This is a genomic window from Aquabacterium fontiphilum (assembly GCF_009909205.1).
Taxonomy (GTDB): Bacteria; Pseudomonadota; Gammaproteobacteria; order Burkholderiales; family Burkholderiaceae_C; genus Aquabacterium; species Aquabacterium fontiphilum.
The window spans coordinates 34,421-57,567 of sequence record NZ_JAAAPN010000015.1 but is presented as its reverse complement, the minus strand read 5'-3'; the positions used below and the strand labels follow the sequence as shown (position 1 = coordinate 57,567).

Sequence of the window (23,147 nt, the reverse complement as noted above, 5' to 3'; positions counted from 1 at the left end):
CCATGAAGGAGACCATGTTCACCTCAGGAGCTCACCATGGCACACAGCCCTCTGCTTGGATTGGATGAGGACAGCCAACCCGTGCGGCCAGGTCATGGCACCGGCGCATTGGGTCCAAGCGACACGTCCGACAGCGCCAGCGACATCGCTGGCGTCGATGTGGATGGCAGCCTGCACGGCATGACCGCAGACACTGACTCCACCGGCACAGGTGAGCTCCTGGGTGCCGCCGACGGGCAGCATGTGCGCGAAGCCGGTGACATCCTGCCCGATCACATCGCCACCACACCCGACCTGGCACCACCGCCCCCCGAGCCAGACCTTTTCGATACCGATACCGATGCGGATGAAGAGGAGCAGGAGGTGGCGCAGGCACGTCAGCGTCTCATGGGGCAGCAACCCGACGCTCAATGAGGCAGATCTGAGGCGCCGCTGAGCACCAGTTCGCGCTCCAGTGCCATCGGGTCGATGGGCTTGACCAAATGGGCGTGGAAGCCCGCCTGCTGGGCCTGTTCAACATCGCGGGCCTGCCCATACCCCGACAGGGCAACAAGGCGCCCGCCGAACCCGGCCGCGCGGCAGGCCTTGGCCACCTCGAAGCCGGTCAGCGTGGGCAGCCCCAGATCCACCAGCGCGAGATCCGGTTGCACCTCCAGAATGCGCTCCTGACCAGACAGCCCATCCGTCTCAAGCCATACCGTGTGACCACGAAGCTCCAGCATGAAGCGCAGGGCCTCAAGCGCGTCCTCGTTGTCCTCCACGATCACCACGCGCCTGGGCGGGCTGACCACGGGCAGAGGCGTGAAGGGCACATGCTCGGGCGGCGCCACAGCAGGCAGGGTCACGGTGAACACACTGCCTTGGGCGTCACTGTGCACCTCGATGCGGCCCTGATGCAGGTCCACCAGCCGTTTGACCAGCGTCAGCCCGATACCCAGCCCCCCTTGCCGTCGGTCCAGCGTGCGTTCCCCTTGCACGAAGATGTCAAAGATGTGGGGCAGCAGTGAGGCGGGGATACCTTCACCGTGGTCACGGACCATGAGGGCCACATCGGCGCCACGCGGCTCGACAATGATCTCGATGGGTTTCCCCTCGCCGCCGTACTTGACCGCATTGGTCAGCAGGTTGTTGACAATCTGCTCGAGCCGGACCGCATCGGCCTGTACCCAGGCCGGCGCCAGCCGCAACACCAGTGGCTGATTCTGGATGGTGCCGGCCATTTTCAAGGTATGCAGCAGCCGTTCGACCAGTTGCCCCAGGTCGACTGGCTGGGGGCTCAACACGATCTTGCCAGCAATCACCCGGGCCACATCCAGCAGGTCGTCCATCAAACGGGCCAGATGACGTGTCTGCCGCGTGATGATCTGCCGCACCCGAACGGCCGGTGCATCCTGCGCGCCGATGCGGTTAAGCACCTCGACCGCTCCCGAGATGGCACCCAGCGGATTGCGCAGTTCATGCCCCAGCATGGCCAGGAACTCATCCTTCGCGCGGTTGGCCTTCTCGGCTTCCATGCGCGCATGTTGCTCCTGCTCGATCAAACGGGCCCGCTGCTGTTCAGCAGCATGCTGGATGGTCATGTCGACCATCACACCGATCACGCGTTGCGGCTGACCATGCTCCCCATAAAGCACCACCATCCGGCAGGCAAGCCAGCGCCCAGGCTGGACCTCAGGGGTGGTGCGGATCAGAAAGCTGATGTGATCGCGCTCTTCCTTCCAGGCTTCGTTGAGCGCCTGCTCGACTCTGGGCAGATCCTGCGGGTGAATGAAGCGAATCCACTCCGACCACGTGAGCAAGGTCTGCTCTGGAGGTTGTCCGAACAAGCGGTTCAACCCCGAGGTGGAGACCACGGTGTGATTGAACACCGCGTAGTCAAAGAACCCGACCTGGCCGGCTTCCTGCGCCAACTCCACCAGTTGCTGGCTTTCGCGCAGGCGCCGCTCCGCCTCGATCAGCCGCCGCTGCGCCGCCATGCGCTCAGTGATGTCCACATACGCCGCCACGGCACCCCGTGGCTGCCCCCCGGCATCCAGCAGCGGAACCGCCTGCGCCAGCACCTGCAGAGAAGTGCCATCGGCCTGCCGCACCTCCAGCTCCAGATTGCGGACGGCCTCACCGCGGGCGGCGCGTTGAAGGGGGTGCTCGGCCGGTGTCAGCTCCCGCCCTGCCACGTACATGACCGCCTTGCGCTCGGCCCCCAGCATGGCCTCCTTGGCGGGGTTGCGCCAGACCTGCTGTGCGGTTCGATCCAGTGTGATGGACAGGCCGATCGGTGTGCTGTTGAAGAGCGTCTCGAACTCGGTGGCCTTGGCCGCCAGATGCTCATTGGCCTGTTGTCGGTGCTGCTCCGCGTCGACCAGCGCTGCCTGCAAAAGCCCGATCTCCTTGACTGCAATCGGTTCATCGGTCGACAGATGCCCCTCCGCCAGATGGCGCAAGGGACGCGACACCTTGCGTGCCACCAGCAAGGCCAGCAAACCAGCGGCCAGCAAAGACAGCAAACCGGCCACAGCGGCCAGCAACAGCGGCTGCTGACGCGCGGTGTCCTGCTCACTGGCCACCACCCCCACCCCTACGCCCCAGCCCGAACCAGACAGACGATGCCAGGCCACATACGTCAGCCCCCCCTCCATCAGAGGTGCCTTCTGATGACCCGCGATGTCATCACCCATGCGGCGGCGCCCTTCCTCAGGCAGCAGATGCCCCAAGAACCGCTCCGGGTTCAAGGTACGGGCGACCACGCGGGCATCTTGGTCGAACAAGGTGATGTAGCCATTGGCAGGATGACGTGTGGCGGGCAACAGGGTCTGCCAGGTGGCCGCGTCGATCTCAGCCACGAGAAAGTACTGGGGCACGTCTTCAACGATGACCGGGACCGCGATGCGCATGCTCCACTTCCCGTCCGACGGCCGTCGCGCAATGCGGCTGATCAACGCGCGTCGCGTGTCTCGCATCACACGCCGCTCTGCAGCGCTCAAGCCGTAAGGCGGAGTCTCGCCCCAAGCCTTGTCATTGGAGAGCTTGGTCTGGCCGGCCTCGTCTGCCAGAAAGACGTGTCGCAAGGTGGGGCGCACAGGCGGGATCTGCCGCAAGGTGCGATGAAAGGACTGAAGATCATGCTGACGCAGCGACTCGGTCTGCGCCAGGATCATCAAGGCATCGATGGTCGACTGCTGATCGCGCTCCAGGGTCTGGGCAATGGCCGCGGCGGAGCGCTGGAGGTCATCGACCAGCTTCTGATGGGCTTCGTTGAGCGCCTCGGCCATCAACCACGTGATCAAGCCTGCAAGCGGGACCGTCGCCAGCACGATGACGGCGATGAGATATACGCGCAGGCTGGCCGCGGGCCACAAGCGACCGCGCTGCTGACCGGGAAGTGCCTGCACCTGTTCTCCTTGAAGCCCAAGAGGGCTCACAGCGTACCGGACTTCTGAGGCAAGTCGTGAGCGATCGTTGCTTTTGCAAGCGCTTACATGTTGGAACGATGGGCAAACCACCGGGATGCCCCCGCCACAGGCCATGGCCGATCGCTGGGCACGTGGCTTGCCCGACAAGGCCATCGTGTTCAACAACACCAGGAGCATCCGATGAAGACTCAATCGACCCGACAGATTCTTGCCGCAGTGGCCGTGTCGCTGGCTGCCTCCGGCGCCTGGGCACAAACTGGCGGCACAGGCGCAGCCAACACCGGCGGCACCGCAGCCGGAACAGCAACGCCCACGGCCCGCGGGGGCGCTGATGACTGGCAGCGCATCTACCGTGTGAGCAAGATCATGGGCACCGACCTGCGCAATGCGCGGGGCGAGAAGATCGGCGACATCAAAGACATCGTGGTGGACCGCAATGGCGCCATCACTTACGCCGTGGTTTCGACGGGTGGCTTCCTGGGCATCGGTGATCGCCTGCATGCAGTGCCGTGGTCCGCCGTCCAGAACGTGCCTGGCCGGGACTACCGTCTGCTGGACATCGACAAGAACCGTCTGAAGGACGCCCCCAGCTTCGAGCCGAACAATTGGCCGAACGTGATCGACGAGAAGTGGAGCACGGAGAACCGCCGCTTCTACGGAGTGGGCGCAGGCCAAGCCGGCAGTGCCAGCCAGTCAGGTTCGCCGAACAACACGGGCACGAACACCGGTACAGCCACCACGGGTGGGCAGTCGCGCTGACGACTGAGGCCAAACCATGAGGGACCCACAGAATCTGAAAGTGGCCTTGATCAGCGAGCATGCATCCCCGCTCGCCGCAGTGGGCGGCGTGGATGCCGGTGGTCAGAACGTCTATGTGGCCAAGGTGGCCCTCATGCTGGCCCGCATGGGACATCAGGTGGACGTGCTCACGCGGCGCGACCACCCTGATCTGCCCGGCAGCGTGGACCTCACCCGTGGTGTGCGGGTGGTCCATCTGCCTGCCGGTCCGGCACAGCCCCTGCCCAAAGAGGCGCTGCTGCCACACATGCCCGAGTTCATCAGCGCAGCGGAACGGCTGACCCGTCATAACGGGGGTTATGACGTGACGCATGCCAACTTTTTCATGTCGGGCATGGCCGGCATGCGCCTCAAAGAGGCATTTGACATTCCTCTGGTGACGACCTTCCACGCCCTTGGCTTGGTGCGGCGCGAGCATCAGGGCCTGGCTGACGCATTCCCGGCCGAACGCATCGAGATTGAGCGCCAGGTGATGCAGTCATCGGACTGTGTGATCGCAGAATGCCCGCAGGACCACGAAGACATGGTTCGCCTGTACCACACCGATGCACGACGCCTGAGCATGGTGCCATGCGGGGTGGACACGACGGACTTCCGACCCATGGACCGCCAGCGCGCCCGCGCTGCCCTCGGTCTGCGAGCAGATGAGTTCATCATTTTGCAGCTGGGGCGAATGGTGCCACGCAAGGGGGTAGACAACGTGATCCGCGCGCTGGCGCTGTTGGATGCACGCGTCCCCGCGCGCCTGCTCGTGGTGGGCGGTAACCATCCTTCACCCGACGAGCATCTCACGCCGGAGATCGGACGGCTGCGCCGGCTGGCCCGGTGCCTGGGAGTGCACACGCAGGTCACCTTCACCGGCCAGCGCTCACGGGACACGCTGCCGCTGTACTACGCCGCTGCCGATGTGTTTGTCACCACGCCCTGGTACGAGCCGTTTGGCATCACTCCGCTGGAAGCCATGGCCTGTGGACGCCCGGTCATTGGCAGCGCAGTGGGCGGCATCCAGTACACGGTGGTGGAGGGGGTGACGGGCTATCTGGTTCCGCCACGCCATCCTCAGGCTCTGGCCGAGCGGCTGACGCAACTCCATGCGAATCCCAGCCTGGCCGACGCCATGGGTCGAGCGGGGCGCTGCCATGTGCGCCGCTCATTCACCTGGGAACAGGTGGTACAGGAACTCGACCGGATTTACCGGAGTGTGCAATACATACCGCATTTCAACAGCTGGGGGCTGGGCCACATGTTGCCCGACACCGCGCCCCCTCACACCGCTCGGGTTATCCCGATGGAAGGATTGCATGGTCACGCTTGAAGGCAAGGTGGCGCTCATAACCGGCGCCGCAAGCGGCTTGGGCGCGGCCCTCACCGCGGTGCTGCTCGAAGCAGGGATGCAGGTGATCATGGTGGATCGTCAGGCCGACAGGCTGGCGGCCGTACGCGAACGCGCTGACCCGCAGGGTCACCGCACCCGCGACCTGGTGATTGACCTCCGAGACCGTGAAGCGGTGATGGCAGCGATGGCCGACATCACCGGACTTTTCGGCGGCCTGGATGTCCTGGTCAACAACGCGGGCACCGACGTCACTGCCGCCATCGACGCACTGACACTCGAAAACTGGGACGATGTCGTCGCCGTCAATCTGACTGCACCTTTCATGCTCAGCAAGCTGGCCTTGCCGGCCTTGCGGGCGCGTCGTGGGCAGATTGTCAACATTGCGTCGACTGCTGCCAAGCGTGCCTGGCCCAATGCCAGCGCGTACCACGCAAGCAAATGGGGACTCACAGGGCTGTCTCACGCCCTTCATGCGGAGCTGCGTGCCGATGGCATCCGCGTGATGAGCGTCGTCGTCGGCGGCATGCGCACCCCTTTTCTGCTGGATCGCTTCGAAGGCCTGGACCTCGCGCGGTTGCAGGACCCGGGCAACGTGGCCCGCGCCATCGCCTTTGCCCTGACGATGCCAGTGGAGTCCGCCATTCCTGAACTGATGGTGTTGCCTCGACAGGAGTCCTCATGGCCATGAACACGCCTTCGCGTACTGCTGTCTTCCTCGACAAGGATGGGACCCTGGTCGAGAACGTCCCGTACAACGTGGATCCGGCGCTGTTGCGTTTCACCCCTCGCGCACCCGAGGCCTTGCGTTCATGGGCCGCAGCAGGGCATTTGCTGGTGGTGGTGAGCAACCAGCCCGGTATGGCCTTGGGCTACTTCGACCGCCGTGCCTGGATGGCGCTGCGCCACGCGTTGATGCGCAAGGTCGAGGAAGAGGTCGGCGTTCAGCTGACCGATGTGTTGGCGTGTCCGCATGCGCCTTCGCCCAGGCAGGCACCGGGTTGCCTGTGTCGCAAACCCGCGCCAGGTCTCCTGCGTCAGGCGGCGGCCACTCATCACATCGATCTCAAGCGGTCATGGATGGTGGGCGACATCCTGGACGATGTCGAAGCGGGCCACCGCGCCGGCTGTCAGTCCATTTTGCTCGACGTCGGGCACGAGACGGAATGGCGCCTCAGCCCCCTGAGGCGGCCCGTGCACCGTGCAGCCGATCTGATGGATGCCGCTTCCTGGATACTCGGAACACGGCAGCCAGCGGAAGCGCCCACACCACCAAGCTGCGTGGCAGCATCATGAGTGCTGTTCCCTCGCGCTGGCAGGGGCTGAGGCGCATCCTCGCCATCCGGCTCGATCATCTGGGCGATGTGCTCATGACCACGCCAGCGCTGGCCGCCATCCGGGCCAGCCAACCTCAGGCAAGCCTCAGCATGCTTTGCTCACCGTCGGGTGCTGAGGCGGCCGAACGGTCCGGGCTGGTCGACGAGGTGATTCCATTTCGAGCCCCATGGATGAAGCATGCAGAACCGGACGCGCTTTCCGCTTGCGCAGACCGCCTGAAGGCGGGCGGGTTCGATGCTGCGGTCATTTTCACCACCTGCACACAAAGCGCCCTTCCCGCGGCCATGCTGTGTCTGATGGCCGGCATTTCGCTGCGGCTGGCGCACAGCCGAGAGCAGCCCTATCACCTGTTGACAGACTGGGTACGAGAGACCGACGACATCCAGACGGGTCCGCGGCATGAAGTCGCCCGACAGCTGGCGCTGGTGGCCCAGGTGGGGTGGCACCCTCCTCACGACCGCCTGCGGTTCGAGCTCGACGAGCTCGACGAGGTGCGCGCCCGCAGCCGGTTGCGGGCGCTGGGTCTGGCCGACGGCACGCCTTACGTGGTGATGCATCCTGGCGCCTCGGCGCCTTCTCGTCGTTACCCGGCAGAGCGCTTTGGGCTGGTGGCCGACCAGCTTTGGCATCGCCGGGCCGTACGCACCGTGTTCACCGGCTCCCCAGCCGAAGCCGGGTTGGTGGCGCAAGCTCGCCACGTCATGCGCGCGCCATCACTGAACCTGTGTGGCGAGCTGAGTCTTGGCGAGCTGGGGGGAGTGCTGAGCGAGGCCGCTCTGCTCGTCAGCAACAACACAGGTCCTGTCCATCTGGCTACCGCGCTCGACACGCCGGTTGTGGACCTGTATGCACTGACCAATCCCCAGCACACGCCCTGGAAAGCGCGCGCACGCGTGCTCTCCCACGACGTGCCTTGTCGGAACTGTCTGCAAAGCAGTTGTCCGCAGGGCAGTCCGACCTGTCTGACCGGCGTGCCGCACGAAACCGTGCTGGCCGCCTGCCTGGCGCTCCTGCCTGCCTGACCCTCTTCGAACCCGCACTGCCATGATCACCCTGGGCATCAACGCTGCCTTTCACGACTCTGCCGCTGCCATCGTCCTGGACGGGGTGGTGATTGCGGCTTCGGAAGAGGAGCGCTACACGCGCATCAAGCACGCCAAACGCCCCGTTCCCTTCAGTGCCTGGGAACTCCCGTTTCACGCCATCGACGACTGCCTGCGGCAAGCTGGCGCCACGCTGGCAGACGTGGACCACGTGGCCTACAGCTACAACCCCGACCACATTCTGCGCGACCGGCTACAAGGAGCCCGGATGATCCAGCTGCCCCTTGAGCCTTCGGCCCAGGATGCCGGCGAATGGGATAACGTCTGGGACCCGCTGTTTGCAGCCTATATGGTCAACGCGCCGCGGCAGCTGTGCGATGGGGTGCCCCATCATCTGCGTCACCGGTGGCAGGATCTGCCCCGCCCCGCTCCGTGGACCTGGCATCCTGTGGACCACCATCTGTGCCACCAGGCCAGCGCCTTCTTGGCCTCGCCGTTTGCTCATTGCGCCGTCATGACACTTGATGGTCGCGGCGAGCTGGCAACGACCAGTTACGGCGTGGCCGAGGCTGGCCGCTACACGGCCTTGGGTCAAGTCAACATGCCCCACTCGCTGGGCCTGTTGTATGAGCGTGTCACGCAGCACCTGGGCTTTCTGCACTCCTCCGATGAGTACAAGGTCATGGCCCTGGCCGCGCTTGGCCAGCCCCGGTTCCGCGACGCGCTACAGGCCGCTTTGCGGGTCGAGGGAAACGGCCAGTTCAACTTGGGCCCGCTGGATCTGGAAGCCTTGACCGGACCACGTCGCCGACCCGGAGACACGCTGTCTGAGGCACACCTGGATCTGGCCGCCTCGCTGCAGGACGTGCTCGAAGACACCGTACTGGCGCTGGCGCGCTGGCTGCGAGAAGCCAGCGGTGCACGCCATCTGGCCATGGCGGGCGGCGTGGCGCTGAACTGTGTGATGAATGCGCGCCTGCGTGACAGCGGGATCTTCGACGCCGTCTGGGTGCAGCCGGCCGCGGGGGATGCTGGTACCGCGCTGGGGGCGGCCCTGTGGGTCGACGCGCGTATGCGTCAGCGCGCCTTTGACACCGTCCAGCAACCTGAAACCGTGGCGCCAGTGGGGCAGCCCCTGACGCTGGCCACCCGCCAGTGGCAGATGGACGACGCCTGCCTGGGGCCAGCCTATGACGACGAGCACATCGAGTCCCTGTTGCGCTGGGCTGGCCTGCCGTATCGCAAGCTGCAGGATCCGGCTCGTGAGGTGGCAGCCCTCCTGGCGCAGGATCAGATCATTGGCTGGTTTCAGGGACGCATGGAGTTTGGTCCACGCGCCCTGGGCGCCCGCTCCATCCTGGCCTCGCCACTGCACGGCGACATGCAGCGGCGACTCAACGAACTCAAGGACCGCGAAGATTTCCGGCCTGTTGCACCGGTGGTGCCGCAGGAATGTCTGTCGGACTGGTTCAGTCCAGCTGACGCCAATGGGGGGGAGTCGCCCTTCATGCTTTTTATCTATGACGTGCTGCCTGCGGCCGCCGAGCGCATTCCCGCTGCCTGTCACATTGACCGCACCGCCCGTGTCCAGACGGTGAACGCTGAACGCCAGCCGGCCCTGCACGCCCTGCTTCGCGCCTTTGGTGAACGCACCGGCGTGCCCGTGCTGGTGAACACCTCTTTCAACGTCCGAGGCCAGCCCATGGTGTGCAGCCCACGCGACGCCCTGGAGGCGTTCTACACCACCCCCCTTGACGCGGTGGTGATGGGTAACTTTGTGGTGGACAAATCACCTCGCTTGATCTGACATGTCGCCTGCTGTTTCCGTGGTGATTCCCACCTGCGGTCGACCGCAGTTGCTGCAGCGCTGCCTCGCCGCACTGATGCAACAGTCCCTGGCGGCAGGTGAGTACGAGATCATCGTGGTGGATGACGGCGCATGCGCACAGACCGAGGCGCTGGTACGCCGATTGGGCAGCGATCCGGACAGTCCGGCCCTCACCTATACCCAGGCGCAGGGAACCCGTGGCCCCGCAGGCGCCCGCAACCGAGGCTGGCGGCTGGCTCACGCAGACGTCATTGCCTTCACCGACGATGACACCGTGCCCGCGCACAACTGGCTGGCCCATGGCTTGAGGGCCCTCCAGCCGGACCTGGCCGCCGTCACCGGTCGCATCACGGTTCCGGTGAGCCCGCATCCGACCGACTTCGACCTTGTGACCAAGGGACTGGAGCAAGCCGAGTTCGTGACGGCCAATGCGTTCGTACGGCGTGAAGTCCTGACGCTGCTGGGGGGCTTCGACGAACGTTTCACCCGCGCCTGGCGGGAGGACTCCGACCTGCAGTTCCGCATGCTGCGGGCGGGCCAGAGCATCGGCTGGGCACCCGACGCCCTGGTCGTTCACCCCGTTCGTCCCGCACCTTGGGCGATCAGCCTGCGGCAGCAGCGCAACATGTTCTTCGATGCCCTGCTCTACAAGAAGCATCCGCAGCTCTACTGCCTGAAGATGCGGCGCATGGCACCGTTGCGCTACTACCTGATCGTCCTTGCCTCGGTCGCCGCCATCGTGGCGTGGGCGCAAGGCTCGGAAGCCTGGGCGGCCACCCTCCTTGGCAGTGCACTGGCGTTGAGCTTGCACTTCGCCTGGCAGCGACTTCGACGCACCTCGCGCGCTCCGCGACATGTGCTCGAGATGGTGCTCACCTCACTGGTTATCCCATATCTGGCCATCTTCTGGCGGCTGGCCGGAGCATGGCGTTTCCGTGTGCTGTTCTGGTAGCAAGGCGTGCAGATGAAGCGATTGCGCATCCTGACTTGGCATGTCCATGGCAACTACATGTACTACCTCTCCCAGGTGCCCCACGATTTTTACTTGGTGCGCGATGCGACCGGCTCGCCTCATCACACGGGCCGCAGCGGCCAGTTACCCTGGGGCGACAACGTGCACGATGCCCCGGTTGAGCAGCTGGCCAGCATGCGGTTTGACGTGGTGCTGTACCAGTCACGCCAAGCCTATGAGCACGAGCGGCACACGCTGCTGTCCCCTGAGCAACAGCGCCTGCCTCGGATCTACCTTGAACACGACCCCCCGCAGGAGCATCCGACCAACACGCGCCACTGGGTAGACGACCCCGACACCGTGCTCGTGCATGTGACCCCGTTCAATGCCCTGATGTGGGACAGTGGTCGCTCGCCTGTTTCAGTGATCGAGCACGGCGTCAAGCTCATCAACGAGGCCCGCTACAGCGGCACGCGGCCAGAGGGGCTCGTCGTGGTCAATCACCTGTGCCGAAGGGGCCGCCGGCTGGGGGCCGACGTGTATGAGCAAGTCCGCCAGTCGGTGCCCCTCGCATTGGCAGGCATGGATGCCCACACCATGCCCGGCGGGCTGGGCGAGGTGTCGCAACGCCAGCTGGGTGAGCTGATGGCGACATACCGGTTCTTTTTTCACCCCATCCGCTACACCAGTCTGGGGCTGGCGCTGATCGAGGCCATGATGGTGGGCATGCCGGTCGTCGGGCTGGCCACCACGGAATTGAGTACCGTGATCACACGGGGTCATGATGGATACATCGACACCCGCATCGATGCGCTGGTGGAGGCCATGCAGCTGCTGCTGGAGGACCCTGCGGCCGCTCACCGCATGGGCCAGGCTGCGCGAAAGACCGCGCTTGCGCGATTTCACATCGACCGGTTCGTGGGGGACTGGGCCCAGTTGCTGCGCCAGGTCGCCCAGTAGGAGAAACAGCTCTTACAGCGCACTGCGGTCGGGCTCTGACGGGGAAGAAATGTCGCGCAGCAGCTGGCCGATGCCTTCGGGCTCACGCGTGGCGAGATCGCCGAGGGACACAATGCCCACCAGTTCATCCTGATCATTGAGCACCGGCATGCGGCGGATCTGCACATCGCTCATTTGTTGCAGCACCTCGTCGGTCGTTTGGTCGTCATAACACCAGCGGGTGTGCTCGGTCATCACCTCCGACACCGCCGTGTCGTTCGGGATCAGGCCGGTGGCAATGGCACGGACGGTGATGTCCCGGTCCGTGATCATGCCGACGAGTTTGCGCCCCTCACAGACGGGCAAGGCACCCACATTGAGCAGGTCCATCAATTGAGCGGCTTCCTGAAGAGAAGCCTGAGGGGAAATGACCTCCACACCATGGGTCATGACCTCTGAAACACGTCGCATGCCGATTCCTCATGAGGATGTTTGAACCTCCCCATGAGCAATCGGTGGGCCTGCACTTTTTTACAAGCCGTGTTTTGGTCCGTCAGGCGGCCGCGCGAAAACGGTCCCGAAGCGCACGGATCTGGTCATGATTGCGCTGCGCCCCCTGGAATTGGCGCTCCACGACCAATCGCACCGATGGCGGCAAGCTCTCACCCAGCGCTTTCTGATAGCGGGCCTTGGCCACGTCTTCGCCACGCTCGCACTCTTCCAGCATCGCCAGATCGGTGTAACCGCTCAGCGTGCCCTTGACGGCCACCCAGCCGCGATGCATAGCGCCACTCGCGGTGCCGCCATCTTCCGGACGACCGCCGAACTGGGTAACCAGCGCCTGAAGTTCCACGGCTGCGCCACCGCATTCGCGGGCACGCGACTGAAAGAGTTCACGCAGCTCTGTCGACTGGGTATGTTCAGCACAGGCCCGGAAGCCGTACTCACCATCGCGGCAGTTCTCGATCAGGTCGTTCAGAACGTCGATCACGTCTTCGTTGTTCATCGTCAGCTCCTTTCAATCATGCCGACCCCGAGTGGGCGGCTCTCCCTGTGAACAGCACACGGCATTCCCGCGCCTCCTGCCGCAGGCACGCTATTTGCCCTCCGGATCCGACTTTCCACAGAGGTTGGCGCATGCCGCATGTGATGGACGTGACCATGTTCTGGGGGCGCACCAGCGGCGGCGTGCGCAGCTACGTGCTGGCCAAGCGCAACTGGATATCAGCCTGTCGCGACTGGCAGCACACGGTGGCCGCACCCGGCGTGTCTGGTGCCGGGATGCTCGCTTTGCCAGGCATGCCCCTGCCTTTCTCGGGGGGCTACAGGGCGCCGCTGGCTCGCCGAGCCAACGGCGCGCGACTGGCCCGCCAGCGCCCAGATCTGTTCGAAATCGGTGACCCCTTCACGTTGGCCTGGTCTGCGCTGGACGCCGCCAGACAGCTCCGCGTGCCGGTGGTGGCCTTTTGCCATGCGAACGTGGTTTCCATGGCGCGCCGGTTCGGCGGTGCGCCAGCGGCGGCTTGGGCCAGACGCTATCTCTGCAAGGTGTACGCACGGTGCGACCTGGTGCTGGCACCCAGCCACGACATGGTGGCCCAGTTGCGTGACTGGGGTCTGCCACATGTCGAGCACCAGCCCCTCGGCGTCGACACTGCGGTATTCCAACCCGCTCACCGCTCAGCCGCATGGCGGGCGGAACTGGGCCTGTCACCCGACACGCGGGTGTTGTTGTACGCCGGACGCTTCGCGCCTGAGAAGAACCTTCAGACGCTGTGCGAAGCGGTACGCGCGCTGGGGCCGAACCATGTGCTGGTGGCCATGGGTGACGGACCCGTGCCGCCCCGAGGCCCCGGTGTACTCAGGCTGCCCTTCACCAACGACCGCAGGGCGCTGGCCCGCGCCATGGCCAGCGCCGACGTGTTCGTGCACGCAGGTGACCAGGAAACCTGTGGCCTCACGGTGCTGGAGGCCATGGCTTGTGGCTGCCCGGTGGTCGCACGCGGTACAGCAGGCCTGCGTGAACTGGTGAACGAGCAAGTTGGCTACAGCGTGTCAGACGGTCACCCGGTTTCGTTTGCACACGCGGTGACCGAGGTCCTGAACGCGCCACGTGCGCCCCTGTCGCAAGCCGCTGTCGAGCGCGCGCGCGCGCAGGCCTGGGGCGCTGTGCTACCTCGCTTGTTCGGTCGATACCAAAGCCTCCTGGAGAACACCCCGTGACAGCACCTGCACTGATGAGCATCGTGATTCACGATGTCGCCCCCGTGAACTGGGCCGCCTGCCAGCGCGTCATGCGCGCTGTGCGGGAGATCGGGAATGTTCCGATGACCTTGCTGGCCGTGCCGCGCTTCCACCTTCGTCCCAGCACACCCGAGTTCGAGCACGCTGTCAGCACAGAACTCGAGCACGGCTGCGAGGTCGCCTTGCATGGCTACACCCATCTGGACGCAGGACACCCGCGTCACTGGCGAGACTGGATCCGCCGCCGCATCTACACGCGCGGCGAGGGGGAGTTCTCCGATCTGGGCCAATGGGAAGCCAGCATGGCCATCGACGCGGGCATCCGCTGGTTTCAGCGCTGTCGCTGGCCCCTGCATGGCTTTGTTGCGCCAGCCTGGTTGCTCAGCCCGGGTGCGTGGTCTGCGCTCAGCAAGAAGCCCTTGCGCTACACCTGCACACGCCGCGCACTCTACACACTGGACAGGCAGGGACGCTACCCCGCCGACAGCCTGGTCTACAGCACGGAATCGTCCTTGCGACGCTCACTGTCCCTGACCCGCCACGCTTACCTCTCTCACCGGATCAGGCAGCAAAGCCTGGTCCGGCTCGAGTTGCATCCGCATGACGCCGACCATCCGGCCATCCGCCGGGCATGGATGCGCACCCTGTCGACCTTGCTGCCAGACCGAGAGGTCTGCACGCTGGCCGATGCGGTGACGCAACTGGCTCATGCCGCAGAACGAAGCAGCGTCTTTCCCGAGACCGACCCCATCACATGCATGGATATCCGACGGCCCATGTGACAGGCAGCGCCTGCTCATATGAAGCGCAGGACGAGTTCGGCTGTCATAACCGCCAAGCCTGCGGCGCACAGCACATCGCTCGGGTAATGGAGTCCCAGCACCACCCGTGAGGCCGCCACCAGCAGGCAGAACAGCCACAGCATGGCCGACAGCATCGGGTAGTGATGAGACAGCACGACGGTGAACGCCACCGCATGCAAGGTGTGCCCGCTGGGAAAGCTGAATGTGTCCAGCGGCCGGGCCCACGCGCGCACCCCCTCGCAGGCATGACAGGGTCGCGGACGGGCAATGCGCCGTTTGATCCACAGGTACAAACCGACGTTGATGGCCCCCAATGCCAGCAGCTGTCCCATGCGGGCCACGCCAGCTTGGCCGTCAATCCACGGCAGCAGCAGCATGACGGCCACCCACAACGCGCCATCTCCCAGCTTGCTTACCGCGATCAAGGGCCAGCTCATCCAGACACTGGCTCGGCAACCCTGAATCCAGAGCACACACTGCCGGTCCAGCGCCCGGCCTCTGGCGACAAGGCGTTCAGACCAGACAGGTATCGCGCGCATGACCGACCTCCCGCTGGTGCACAAGATCTTGCAGGTGTCCTGCGAAGCGGCGCATCACCTCGTTCCAGTCCGACATCCTTGCGCGTTGCCGGGCCTCGGCGCGCAGCGGCCCCAATGAGGGCAGCGCCGTGCAGGCTTGGCAGACAGCGTCCAGGAACGCGTCGGGCTGCTCCGGCGGAACCACGCGCCCATTTCGCCCATCCTCGATCAGCACCCCCGCGGCGGCAGCCTTGAAGGCGACCGTGCACAGGCCCGATGCCATCGCCTCCAATGTCACGTTGCCGAAGGTTTCGCTGAGGCTGGGAAATGCAAACACATCGGCGCTGGCGTACGCCCGCGCCAGGGCGGGCCCCCTCAGGGTTCCCATGAAGCAGGCTTGTGGCCAGCGCCGCTGCAGACCCGCGCGCAAAGGCCCGTCGCCCACCACCACCATGCGTGTCTCAGGACAAAGCGCACGTGCACGCTCCCATGCCTGAAAAGCCAGCGCCACGTTCTTCTCGGCAGCCAGACGCCCGACATACAGCACAACCGGCGTATGGACGTCTGCTCCCCATTGCGCGCGCAGCCGTCCGTCACGCCAACGCGGGGAGAAGGCCTGTGCGTCCACGCCGCGTCCGACCACTTCCAGCCGCTCGAAGCCCTGTTCCAGCAAGGTCTGCCGCAGCCCCTCGGTGGGCACAAACGTCAGATCAGCCGCTCTGGCCAGCAGGCGCAGATGGTGCCGGATCACGGGCAACAGCCCTCCCAGTCGGTAGTAGCGACTGTACTCATGGAAGTTGGTACGGAAGTCCACTGTGACCGGCAGGCCCTGCGCCCTGGCCGCCAGTACCGCGGTGCGGCCCAAGGGACCAGGGGTCGCAACATGAACCACGTCGGGCTGAGAACGCTGCAACCGAGCCACCATCGCCGCGTGCCGCACCCAGCCAAAGCGCAGTTCGGGATACATGGGAATCGGAAAGCCATGCGTGATCCATTGCTGGTCGTCGGCCTGGCGCCGCTCGTGGCGCTGCCGCGGCCGGATCAGGTCCACGTCATGACCCGCCTGCCTCAGATGCGACACGGTGCGCGCAACAGTGAGGGCCACACCATTGACCTCGGGTGGATAGGTTTCCGTCACATAAGTGATTCGCACAACATGTCCCCATGGGTGATCGATGCCGGGGGGCACGGCAAGCGCCATTCCTGTCGGAAGAACGCCCCTCCCTCAAGAGGGGGGCACGCAGTTTGCCTCGGGGCAGACACCGTCCCTTGGCTTGCAGCGTGTCTCACGGACTGCCCTGCCCAGGGTCCTGCGTCATCACCATTTCAAGAGGAAACCACCATGCACGCGACGACGTCTCGAACCCTAGCCTCCGCCTTGCTGAGCGGGGCCGTCCTGATGGTCTGCACGACGGCACAGGCCCAGTCCAGCGGGTCAGCTGGCAGTGGTCAGCCCAACATGACCGGCGCCCCATATGGCGTGACCACGCCTGGCGGCAATCCATCGGGCACCACATCCGGTGCCTCGGAAGCCACCACCAACAGCACCTCGGGCGGCAACGTCGGCGGCAGCGTGGGGGGAGCATCGGGCATGAGCAACACGGGCACCACCGGCGCCACCTCGGGCAGCACCTATGACCAAAGCGGCACCATGGGCACCCCATCCAGCGGCGCCCCCTCGGGCATGAGCGGCACGCTGCAGAACAGCGGCGCTGGCGCGCGCACAGACGGCAGCACGTCGGGCGTGTACGACAGCACCTCGACGACCCCGATGGCCTTCGACCCGCCCGCGGCCGGTTACCGCAGCCGCGACAGCAGCTACTCGTGGCTGCCCTACACCACGCGCGGCTATGTGGGCCTGCATTGGGGGCAAGCTGACTTCGACGACGTGCGCTGCTCGTCGGCCTACTCGTGTGATGACACCAGCGACAAGGCCTTCAAGGTCTACACCGGTGGCATGTTCAACGACTACCTCGGTCTTGAACTGGGCTACCTGAACACCGGGAGCGTGAGCCGCTCGGGTGGCCGCACGCGCGCGCATGGCGCCAACCTGAGCGTGATCGCCCAAGCCCCGCTGGGCCAAGTGGCTGGCGTGTACGCCAAGGCCGGTGTCACTTACGCTTGGACACGTACCTCCACGGGAACGCTGGCGGTTGACGTCGATGGCGGCAAGGACAGTGGTGCCGGCCTTTCGTACGGGGCGGGCCTGCGCTTCAACGCCACGCCGAACTGGGCCCTCGTGCTCGAATGGGATCGCCACGAAATGCGCTTTGCCGGCAACTCCAAGCGCGACGTTTCGCTGACCACCCTCGGCGTGCAGTACCGCTTCTGACCGATGTCTGGATGCGCCCTGGGCGCATCCGACCCGATACAAAAATTCAGGGAGGCCTAATTCAGGCCATTGCTTCGCTGCACACCACCGACTGTCCCGTCGATGTCGGCGTGTGCTCCAGCAGTTCACGGAACAGGGCTTGTCGGGCCCTGACTTCGGCAATCGGGCCCATGTCGACCACACGGCCCTCAGCGACCAGCAACACCTTGTTGAAGTGAGTCAACAAGGACATGCGGTGCAAAGACGCCATCACGCAGGCATCGGGGAAGGCCGCCATGATCTGGCTGAGCACCTGATTCTCGGTCAACGGGTCAAGCGCGCTGGTAGGCTCGTCCAGCAGCACGACTGCGCTGTGGCGCGCGGCCAGCACCCCACGCGCAAGACAGAGCCGCTGCCGCTGTCCGCCAGACAGATTGGCGCCACGTTCCACCACGGGCGTCTCCCAACGCAGCGGCTGCCCTGCGAGCACGTCATCCAGCGCGCTGATGCGTGCCACCTCCTCCAGAAGGGCATCAGGCACATCCTGGTCAAATGCGATGTTCTCCTTCATCGTGGCCTCGAAAACTTCAGCCTCCTGCGGGATCAGCGTCGTCACGCGGCCCAGATGCCGCATGCCCAACGGCGCCACGCCGTCGACCTCGATATGCCCATGGGTGGGTTCGTACAAGCCCGCCAGCACGCGCAGCAGCGTGCTTTTGCCTGCCCCACTCGGTCCCACGATGGCCACACGGTCGCCTCGCTCAAGCTGGAAGGTGATACCAGACAGCCCGCCGCCATCTGGACGGGTGTAACGCAGATCCACCACATCCAGACGCTGCCAGTCATCCAGCGGCATGCCGGCTTCGTGAGGCGCACGTGGCGCCTCGCGGATCACGTCACAGCTGGTGTAGTCGGTTCGGATGCGCGCCAGGTTCTGGAAGTTGGCGGCCATGGCACCGATCACGCCACCGGCGCGATTCGCATACTCATAGACCATGAAGACACTGCCGAGCAGCAAAGTGCCGCCAGCGTCTCGCGTATGCCAGGCATAGGCCACCACCAATGACCAGGTCAGTGCCACGCTCAGCAGGTCCACAGCACACCATTTGAACTCGGTGATGAGGATATTGCGCTGCAACGGCGCAAACACCGCTTGCAGACGCCGCCCCAGCAAGCGCTGGGCGTGCGCCTGAAAGCGCTGGCTCATCAGCGTCGAGATGTTGCTCAGGAAATCCAGCAAGGTGGCGGCGTAGCGCCGATCAGCATGGTTCTCCTGCGCGACCAGCGCAGTCAGCCGAAGGTCGAAGCGCCAGATGACCAGCGCCACGACCAGATAACCGATCATTGCGTGAACGCCGGTAAGGGTGGACAGCGTGGCCAGTGCCACCAGTGGACCGAAGAGGTTGACCGCGTTTTGCAGGTAGATGTACTGGTTCTGTGCAAAATCGCCCAGCGCGTGACTGGCCTGCGCCACACGATGCTGCAGTTCACCGGAATGATGGCGATCGTGCCAAGCCAGCGGCGCATGCGACAGCCGATGGAACAGGTCATTTGAGAGGCTCTGCCGCACCTTCACGCCCACCGAGCGCTCCAGCACACGGCCTGGGCCATGCGTGGACCATGACAGCACATAGACCCCGAAAATGCCGCCGATCCACCAGGCGGCCTGCTGAAGCGCCTGGGCACCGCCCTGCTGAATCGTGTTGATGGCCTGCGCGGCCATCCAGGGTGCCAGCAGCTTGATCAGCTGGGACAGCACCAACAAGCTGGCGGCACCCACCCAGCGGGCGCGCACCCCCTGAGCGTGGCGCCAGACATGGCGATACAACTCGGCCAGGCCGAGGGTGGGAGCAGGTGCAGGGTTCATGTGAGCGCGGCGGGGCTGGGCACGCGGTCCACGCCCCGCGTCGGCGCCGGCCAGGAGAATCGGCCGGATGCCGCGTTAACGTCCCCTTCCGCTGGGACGTTGACCCCCCCATTTCAGGAAAAGGGCCTGCTTTCGTGGCCTCTTTCACGGGCCCATGGTTTTCAAGGACGCCACGGTCGCGTCCCTGTACTGGGGCGCCCCTCCAGGTAGACGCACAGCAGCTTTCCACGGGGATGGCGGCGGCAGGCAATGCGCACCATCAATAAGATGGGAACGGCCAGCATGGCGCCAGCCATACCCCACAGCCAACCCCAGAACAACACGGACAGGAACACCGACAAGGGGCTGAGTGCCAGCCGCCGCCCCACCACGATCGGGCTGATGAAGTTGCTCTCCAGGCCATGCAGGGCAAGAAAGGCTGCCGCCGGTGCGACCACCATCAAGCCACGATCCGGAAAGCCGATCACCCCTGCCATCAGCAGCATCACGGTGATCAGGAACGGCCCAAAGTAGGGAATGAAGTTGAGGACCGCCGCCACCGTTCCCCACAGGATCGGGTTGGGCAGACCCAGCGACATCATGGCCAGCGCGGTGGCTGTGCCCAGACCAATGTTGATGAGGGCCATGGTGCCAAGATAGAGCGCAATGTCGCGCTGCGCCCGACGCAAGCCTCCCAGCAGTCGCGCCCGGGCTCTTTTGTCTGGCAAGGCCTCGACCGTGCGGTCCAGCAACCAGCGCTCTGACGCCAGGAGGAAGTACAGCAGGATGAACGTCGCCAGCGTCAGATAACCCACTGAAAGAATCTGACTGAGCACGCGCCCCGTGAGAGTGACCCCCTCACTGGCAATCTTGTCCTTGACCGGATCCGGACCCGACACGTCGGAGCGGGCCTTGCGCGGCGGCGCGATCACAGGGATGGCCGCTCGCACCCGGTCCAGCTGCTCTACTACCTGCTGCACGGTGGTGGGCGCCTTGCGGATCCAGTTGTTCGCTGGCTCCACCAGCATGCTGCTCAACAACCCCAACACAAGAAGCAGCGTAACCAGGACCACGCCGGCAGCGCAGGGCTCCGGCACGCCGAGTCGGTTGAGGTGTTGGACAGGGCTGACCAGCGCAAACGTCAGCGCCACCGCAAAGACGATGGGCATCAGAAAGGTCTGCGCCTCCCGCACCAACAGCACCCCACCGATCACCAGCAGACCCAGAAGAGCCCAGGCGGGCAGTCTGGTGGTGAGGCGTGGGGTGTTGTTCACGCGCCGTCAGGGACGAGATTTGACCTGGCCTTGCTCGTCTGAGAAGACCACCTCGATCCGACGATTTTGCTGCCGGCCGGCCGCTGTGGCGTTGGTGGCGACGGGGAAGGCTTCTCCCAAGCCTTGCACGTCAATGCGATCTGCAGGCACGCCATTCTCGACCAGCGCATCGCGGAAGGCCTCGGCACGGCGTTGCGACAGCGCCAGGTTGTAGGTTTCGCTGCCCCGGGAGTCGGCAAAACCTTCAACACGAATGCGACGCTGCGGATGCTGCTGCAGGATCGCGGCCAGTTGTGCGGCCGAACGGCGTGCACCCGGCTGCAACTGATGCTGTGCGGTGTCGAACAACACGTCCCGCACTGTCACCACCAGGCCACGGTCAGTGCTGCGGGCCTGCATCTGCTGCAATGCCTGCTCGAGCTGGTCTGCCCGATCGCTCAAGCGATCCGCGCGGTTGCGTGCCGATTGCGCATCCAGGGCGTGGCCTTCGGCACGGATGCGCTCGCGCTCCACACTGGCCTGTCTGAGCAGGACCTCCTGCTGACGCTGTTCCGCTGCCAGATGCGCGGCCTGTGCCTGCCGATAAGCCAGGTAGGAGAGGTGGCGGGTCTCCTCGTCGTTTCGGCGATCCGCCCAGGCGCGCTCGGCGGCGTCGAGAGACTGCCGCGCCCGGCGCAGTTCGAGGCCCCCGGCCTCGCCAGCCTGGGGATGCAGACTGGCTGACGCATAGGCTTGGCGCGCCTCTCTGAGCGCCTCATTGTGAGGGGGGGTGGTCTGGCAGGCTGCCAGCGGAATGGCCAGCAAGGCCACATGGTGCTTCCAGGATGTCATGGGATCTCCTTGATTGAATGGTGACCAGCAGGGACCGCATGCACCTGTCAGCGGCGCATCGACTGTTCTCTGAGTGCCTTCAGGCCGGCGTTGACTTCCTCGGTCGCCTGGCGCGCACGCTCGGCACCCGCCTTGTGACGCGCCACCAGGGCATCGGCATCGGCTTGCTCAGCCATGACATGCGCCTTGCCGAATTCGCTGCGCGCCATGGCCACCTTGGCTGCTTCGAGCTTTGTGCGCGCACGCTCGAACTCCGCCGGTGCGAATTGCGGTGCGCCAGCAGAGGCGGCAGCCTCAACAGACGCCTGTGCCAGCATCAGGCGCTCGCGCGGCGGGGGGGTGCTGGCGCAGGCTGCCAGCACAGAGACTGCGAGCGCAGCCGTCAACCATCTGGAACGAAGCCCAATGCTCGTGTGTGTCGCCTTCATGGTGCCCTCTTTTGGTGGATGGAAACTGCCCGCTCTGAGCAGCTTTTGTGCCTCCTCATCCGGTGCTCGCTGCGGAGCGCCCGATCTTGGTCGGTGACACCACGGCACTGATGCGGCGCTGCTCGCTCCTGCTGGGTGCCAGGCGCTGCAGCAGTGCCATGGTGTTGACTGCACACACGTCCAGCGAGAAGCGCGTCACACAGCGTTCACGCCCCTGCTGGCCCATGCGCCCACGCAATTCGGGGTCGCCAAGCAACTGCGCCAGCAGCTGCGCTGCCTCATGGTCAGCGCCAGGAGCCGTGAGCCAGCCTGTCTGGCCGTGGGCAATCAGATCCGGCACGCCCCCCACGCGCGGCGCCACCACCGGTACGCCACAAGCCATGGCCTCCATCAGCGCAAACGGCATGGCCTCTGTATGAGAGGTCGATAACACCGCGTCCAGCTGGGCGTACACCTGCGGCATGTCGTGCTGCAACCCTACGAAATGAACATGCTTGCCCAGATCGAACTGCCGTACATGCTGGACGAGTTCGGCCTGCATGGGGCCTTCGCCCACGAGCACAAAGTGCGCAGACGGCACCATCTGCCGCATCATCAGGGCGACCCGCACGAACACCTCCGGGCCCTTCTCGGGTGACAGACGACCGATGAACCCGACGACAGGGGCATCGTCCGGGATGCCGTATGCCTGGCGCCAGGACGCAAGGCGTTGCACGCCGGGATGAAAGCGCTGGGTATCCACCCCATTGGGAATGCAATGCAACTGCGCCGGCTGCACCCCCAAGCCCATGGCGTGAAAGTAGGTCTGACGGCAAACCACGCTTAGATGCGTTCCCGTGGTCCGGTGAGCTTCCAGATCCAGGGTATTGAGCTGGCGTCCATGTATGGTGGCCAGCGTCGGCTTGCCCGTGATGCGGCCCACGATGCCTGCCAGCACGTGCGCGTTGGCCAGATGCGCATGCAAGACGTCGATGGCGTGTGCCTTGATGAGGGCACAGGCAAGATGGATGCTCGTCCAGGTCGGGTCGTCGGGCATGGGCGCAATCACCACATCCACCTCCCGTTCACGCAAGGCGTCGGTGAACACGCTTTCGAAGGGGCACAGTGCCACCACCCGAAACCGATCTGGCGGCAGGCGCTCGATCAGCCTTTGAACATAGGTCTCCATGCCACCCACGATGGCGTTGCCGATGACCTCAAGAACCTGAATGCGCTGGGATGCAACCGGGATGCTGGACATGGTGCCTCAAA

General features: G+C 65.0%; 22 protein-coding genes. 12 read left to right on the top strand and 10 right to left on the bottom strand.

What is annotated here, in order from left to right:
- Nucleotides 1-36 precede the first annotated feature (36 nt).
- Nucleotides 37-414: a hypothetical protein gene (locus tag GTZ97_RS16505; RefSeq protein WP_201748320.1), complete on the top strand. Its 378-nt coding sequence runs from the start codon at nucleotides 37-39 to the stop codon at nucleotides 412-414.
- Here the strand turns inward: GTZ97_RS16505 and GTZ97_RS15865 are convergent.
- Nucleotides 408-3,389 (bottom strand): ATP-binding protein, encoded by a 2,982-nt coding sequence (locus GTZ97_RS15865; protein WP_161651844.1) that lies wholly within the window; start codon nucleotides 3,387-3,389, stop codon nucleotides 408-410. The two genes, GTZ97_RS16505 and GTZ97_RS15865, sit on opposite strands and share 7 nt — an antisense overlap.
- Nucleotides 3,390-3,590: 201 nt before the next feature.
- Between GTZ97_RS15865 and GTZ97_RS15860 the strand changes: the two genes are divergently transcribed.
- The 8 genes from GTZ97_RS15860 to GTZ97_RS15825 are packed head-to-tail and all read left to right on the top strand — an operon-like array spanning nucleotide 3,591 to nucleotide 11,662.
- Nucleotides 3,591-4,169, top strand: a complete 579-nt coding sequence (locus tag GTZ97_RS15860) for a PRC-barrel domain-containing protein (protein WP_161651842.1) — start codon at nucleotides 3,591-3,593, stop codon at nucleotides 4,167-4,169.
- Between the two features lie 16 nt (nucleotides 4,170-4,185).
- The gene (locus GTZ97_RS15855; RefSeq protein ID WP_201748319.1) at nucleotides 4,186-5,523 is read left to right on the top strand and encodes a glycosyltransferase family 4 protein; all 1,338 of its coding nucleotides are present in this window, start codon (nucleotides 4,186-4,188) and stop codon (nucleotides 5,521-5,523) included.
- Nucleotides 5,510-6,232: an SDR family oxidoreductase gene (locus tag GTZ97_RS15850; RefSeq protein WP_161651840.1), complete on the top strand. Its 723-nt coding sequence runs from the start codon at nucleotides 5,510-5,512 to the stop codon at nucleotides 6,230-6,232. The genes GTZ97_RS15855 and GTZ97_RS15850 overlap by 14 nt, the downstream gene beginning before the upstream one ends.
- The gene (locus tag GTZ97_RS15845; protein WP_161651838.1) at nucleotides 6,229-6,837 is read left to right on the top strand and encodes a D-glycero-alpha-D-manno-heptose-1,7-bisphosphate 7-phosphatase; all 609 of its coding nucleotides are present in this window, start codon (nucleotides 6,229-6,231) and stop codon (nucleotides 6,835-6,837) included. Before GTZ97_RS15850 ends, GTZ97_RS15845 begins: the two co-directional genes overlap by 4 nt.
- Nucleotides 6,834-7,901, top strand: a complete 1,068-nt coding sequence (locus GTZ97_RS15840) for a glycosyltransferase family 9 protein (protein ID WP_161651836.1) — start codon at nucleotides 6,834-6,836, stop codon at nucleotides 7,899-7,901. Before GTZ97_RS15845 ends, GTZ97_RS15840 begins: the two co-directional genes overlap by 4 nt.
- Nucleotides 7,902-7,923: 22 nt before the next feature.
- On the top strand, nucleotides 7,924-9,729 hold the full coding sequence (locus tag GTZ97_RS15835) for a carbamoyltransferase family protein (protein WP_161651834.1): 1,806 nt from the start codon (nucleotides 7,924-7,926) through the stop codon (nucleotides 9,727-9,729).
- A gap of 1 nt (nucleotide 9,730) precedes the next feature.
- Nucleotides 9,731-10,702 (top strand): glycosyltransferase family 2 protein, encoded by a 972-nt coding sequence (locus tag GTZ97_RS15830; protein ID WP_161651832.1) that lies wholly within the window; start codon nucleotides 9,731-9,733, stop codon nucleotides 10,700-10,702.
- Between the two features lie 12 nt (nucleotides 10,703-10,714).
- Nucleotides 10,715-11,662: a glycosyltransferase family 4 protein gene (locus GTZ97_RS15825; RefSeq protein ID WP_161651830.1), complete on the top strand. Its 948-nt coding sequence runs from the start codon at nucleotides 10,715-10,717 to the stop codon at nucleotides 11,660-11,662.
- A 12-nt stretch (nucleotides 11,663-11,674) separates the two neighbouring features.
- Here GTZ97_RS15825 and GTZ97_RS15820 read toward each other — a convergent pair whose 3' ends face one another.
- Together GTZ97_RS15820 and GTZ97_RS15815 are read right to left on the bottom strand one after the other, a co-directional pair.
- The gene (locus tag GTZ97_RS15820; RefSeq protein WP_161651827.1) at nucleotides 11,675-12,112 is read right to left on the bottom strand and encodes a CBS domain-containing protein; all 438 of its coding nucleotides are present in this window, start codon (nucleotides 12,110-12,112) and stop codon (nucleotides 11,675-11,677) included.
- Nucleotides 12,113-12,194: 82 nt separating this feature from the next.
- Entirely contained in the window at nucleotides 12,195-12,647 is a 453-nt protein-coding gene (locus GTZ97_RS15815; protein WP_161651825.1) for a PA2169 family four-helix-bundle protein, read from the bottom strand.
- Between the two features lie 131 nt (nucleotides 12,648-12,778).
- On the opposite strand from GTZ97_RS15815, the gene GTZ97_RS15810 reads away from it, so the two are divergent.
- Nucleotides 12,779-13,864, top strand: coding sequence for a glycosyltransferase (locus tag GTZ97_RS15810; RefSeq protein WP_161651823.1), 1,086 nt, complete (start codon nucleotides 12,779-12,781; stop codon nucleotides 13,862-13,864).
- A 14-nt stretch (nucleotides 13,865-13,878) separates the two neighbouring features.
- Complete coding sequence (locus tag GTZ97_RS15805) at nucleotides 13,879-14,667, top strand: DUF2334 domain-containing protein (protein WP_236651265.1); 789 nt, start codon at nucleotides 13,879-13,881, stop codon at nucleotides 14,665-14,667.
- Between the two features lie 14 nt (nucleotides 14,668-14,681).
- Here GTZ97_RS15805 and GTZ97_RS15800 read toward each other — a convergent pair whose 3' ends face one another.
- Both GTZ97_RS15800 and GTZ97_RS15795 read right to left on the bottom strand, forming a co-directional pair.
- On the bottom strand, nucleotides 14,682-15,125 hold the full coding sequence (locus tag GTZ97_RS15800) for a phosphatase PAP2 family protein (RefSeq protein WP_201748318.1): 444 nt from the start codon (nucleotides 15,123-15,125) through the stop codon (nucleotides 14,682-14,684).
- A 76-nt stretch (nucleotides 15,126-15,201) separates the two neighbouring features.
- On the bottom strand, nucleotides 15,202-16,359 hold the full coding sequence (locus tag GTZ97_RS15795; protein ID WP_330863628.1) for a glycosyltransferase family 4 protein: 1,158 nt from the start codon (nucleotides 16,357-16,359) through the stop codon (nucleotides 15,202-15,204).
- A 189-nt stretch (nucleotides 16,360-16,548) separates the two neighbouring features.
- Here GTZ97_RS15795 and GTZ97_RS16805 point away from each other — a divergent pair, with 189 nt between their 5' ends.
- Nucleotides 16,549-17,538: an outer membrane beta-barrel protein gene (locus tag GTZ97_RS16805; protein ID WP_236651264.1), complete on the top strand. Its 990-nt coding sequence runs from the start codon at nucleotides 16,549-16,551 to the stop codon at nucleotides 17,536-17,538.
- A 61-nt stretch (nucleotides 17,539-17,599) separates the two neighbouring features.
- Here the strand turns inward: GTZ97_RS16805 and GTZ97_RS15785 are convergent, their stop codons facing one another.
- The 5 genes from GTZ97_RS15785 to GTZ97_RS15765 all read right to left on the bottom strand — a co-directional run bounded on the left by GTZ97_RS15785 (nucleotide 17,600) and on the right by GTZ97_RS15765 (nucleotide 23,136).
- Complete coding sequence (locus GTZ97_RS15785) at nucleotides 17,600-19,384, bottom strand: ABC transporter ATP-binding protein (RefSeq protein WP_161651815.1); 1,785 nt, start codon at nucleotides 19,382-19,384, stop codon at nucleotides 17,600-17,602.
- A 161-nt stretch (nucleotides 19,385-19,545) separates the two neighbouring features.
- Nucleotides 19,546-20,637 carry an AI-2E family transporter gene (locus GTZ97_RS15780; protein WP_161651813.1) on the bottom strand — a complete coding sequence of 364 codons (1,092 nt, stop codon included), beginning with the start codon at nucleotides 20,635-20,637 and terminating at the stop codon, nucleotides 19,546-19,548.
- 6 nt (nucleotides 20,638-20,643) lie between these two features.
- Complete coding sequence (locus GTZ97_RS15775) at nucleotides 20,644-21,468, bottom strand: OmpA family protein (RefSeq protein WP_161651811.1); 825 nt, start codon at nucleotides 21,466-21,468, stop codon at nucleotides 20,644-20,646.
- A gap of 47 nt (nucleotides 21,469-21,515) precedes the next feature.
- Nucleotides 21,516-21,896, bottom strand: coding sequence for a DUF4398 domain-containing protein (locus GTZ97_RS15770; RefSeq protein WP_161651809.1), 381 nt, complete (start codon nucleotides 21,894-21,896; stop codon nucleotides 21,516-21,518).
- A gap of 55 nt (nucleotides 21,897-21,951) precedes the next feature.
- Nucleotides 21,952-23,136, bottom strand: a complete 1,185-nt coding sequence (locus tag GTZ97_RS15765) for a glycosyltransferase (protein WP_161651807.1) — start codon at nucleotides 23,134-23,136, stop codon at nucleotides 21,952-21,954.
- Nucleotides 23,137-23,147 lie beyond the last annotated feature (11 nt).

Bases quoted from the DNA above. Each gene is read 5' to 3' on its own strand.
- GTZ97_RS16505 (WP_201748320.1), top strand. From the start codon at position 37: ATGGCACACAGCCCTCTGCTTGGATTGGATGAGGACAGCCAACCCGTG.
- GTZ97_RS15860 (WP_161651842.1), top strand. From the start codon at position 3,591: ATGAAGACTCAATCGACCCGACAGATTCTTGCCGCAGTGGCCGTGTCG.
- GTZ97_RS15855 (WP_201748319.1), top strand. From the start codon at position 4,186: ATGAGGGACCCACAGAATCTGAAAGTGGCCTTGATCAGCGAGCATGCA.
- GTZ97_RS15850 (WP_161651840.1), top strand. From the start codon at position 5,510: ATGGTCACGCTTGAAGGCAAGGTGGCGCTCATAACCGGCGCCGCAAGC.
- GTZ97_RS15845 (WP_161651838.1), top strand. From the start codon at position 6,229: ATGAACACGCCTTCGCGTACTGCTGTCTTCCTCGACAAGGATGGGACC.
- GTZ97_RS15840 (WP_161651836.1), top strand. From the start codon at position 6,834: ATGAGTGCTGTTCCCTCGCGCTGGCAGGGGCTGAGGCGCATCCTCGCC.
- GTZ97_RS15835 (WP_161651834.1), top strand. From the start codon at position 7,924: ATGATCACCCTGGGCATCAACGCTGCCTTTCACGACTCTGCCGCTGCC.
- GTZ97_RS15830 (WP_161651832.1), top strand. From the start codon at position 9,731: ATGTCGCCTGCTGTTTCCGTGGTGATTCCCACCTGCGGTCGACCGCAG.
- GTZ97_RS15825 (WP_161651830.1), top strand. From the start codon at position 10,715: ATGAAGCGATTGCGCATCCTGACTTGGCATGTCCATGGCAACTACATG.
- GTZ97_RS15820 (WP_161651827.1), bottom strand. From the start codon at position 12,112: ATGCGACGTGTTTCAGAGGTCATGACCCATGGTGTGGAGGTCATTTCC.
- GTZ97_RS15815 (WP_161651825.1), bottom strand. From the start codon at position 12,647: ATGAACAACGAAGACGTGATCGACGTTCTGAACGACCTGATCGAGAAC.
- GTZ97_RS15810 (WP_161651823.1), top strand. From the start codon at position 12,779: ATGCCGCATGTGATGGACGTGACCATGTTCTGGGGGCGCACCAGCGGC.
- GTZ97_RS15805 (WP_236651265.1), top strand. From the start codon at position 13,879: ATGAGCATCGTGATTCACGATGTCGCCCCCGTGAACTGGGCCGCCTGC.
- GTZ97_RS15800 (WP_201748318.1), bottom strand. From the start codon at position 15,125: ATGAGCTGGCCCTTGATCGCGGTAAGCAAGCTGGGAGATGGCGCGTTG.
- GTZ97_RS16805 (WP_236651264.1), top strand. From the start codon at position 16,549: ATGCACGCGACGACGTCTCGAACCCTAGCCTCCGCCTTGCTGAGCGGG.
- GTZ97_RS15785 (WP_161651815.1), bottom strand. From the start codon at position 19,384: ATGAACCCTGCACCTGCTCCCACCCTCGGCCTGGCCGAGTTGTATCGC.
- GTZ97_RS15775 (WP_161651811.1), bottom strand. From the start codon at position 21,468: ATGACATCCTGGAAGCACCATGTGGCCTTGCTGGCCATTCCGCTGGCA.
- GTZ97_RS15770 (WP_161651809.1), bottom strand. From the start codon at position 21,896: ATGAAGGCGACACACACGAGCATTGGGCTTCGTTCCAGATGGTTGACG.
- GTZ97_RS15765 (WP_161651807.1), bottom strand. From the start codon at position 23,136: ATGTCCAGCATCCCGGTTGCATCCCAGCGCATTCAGGTTCTTGAGGTC.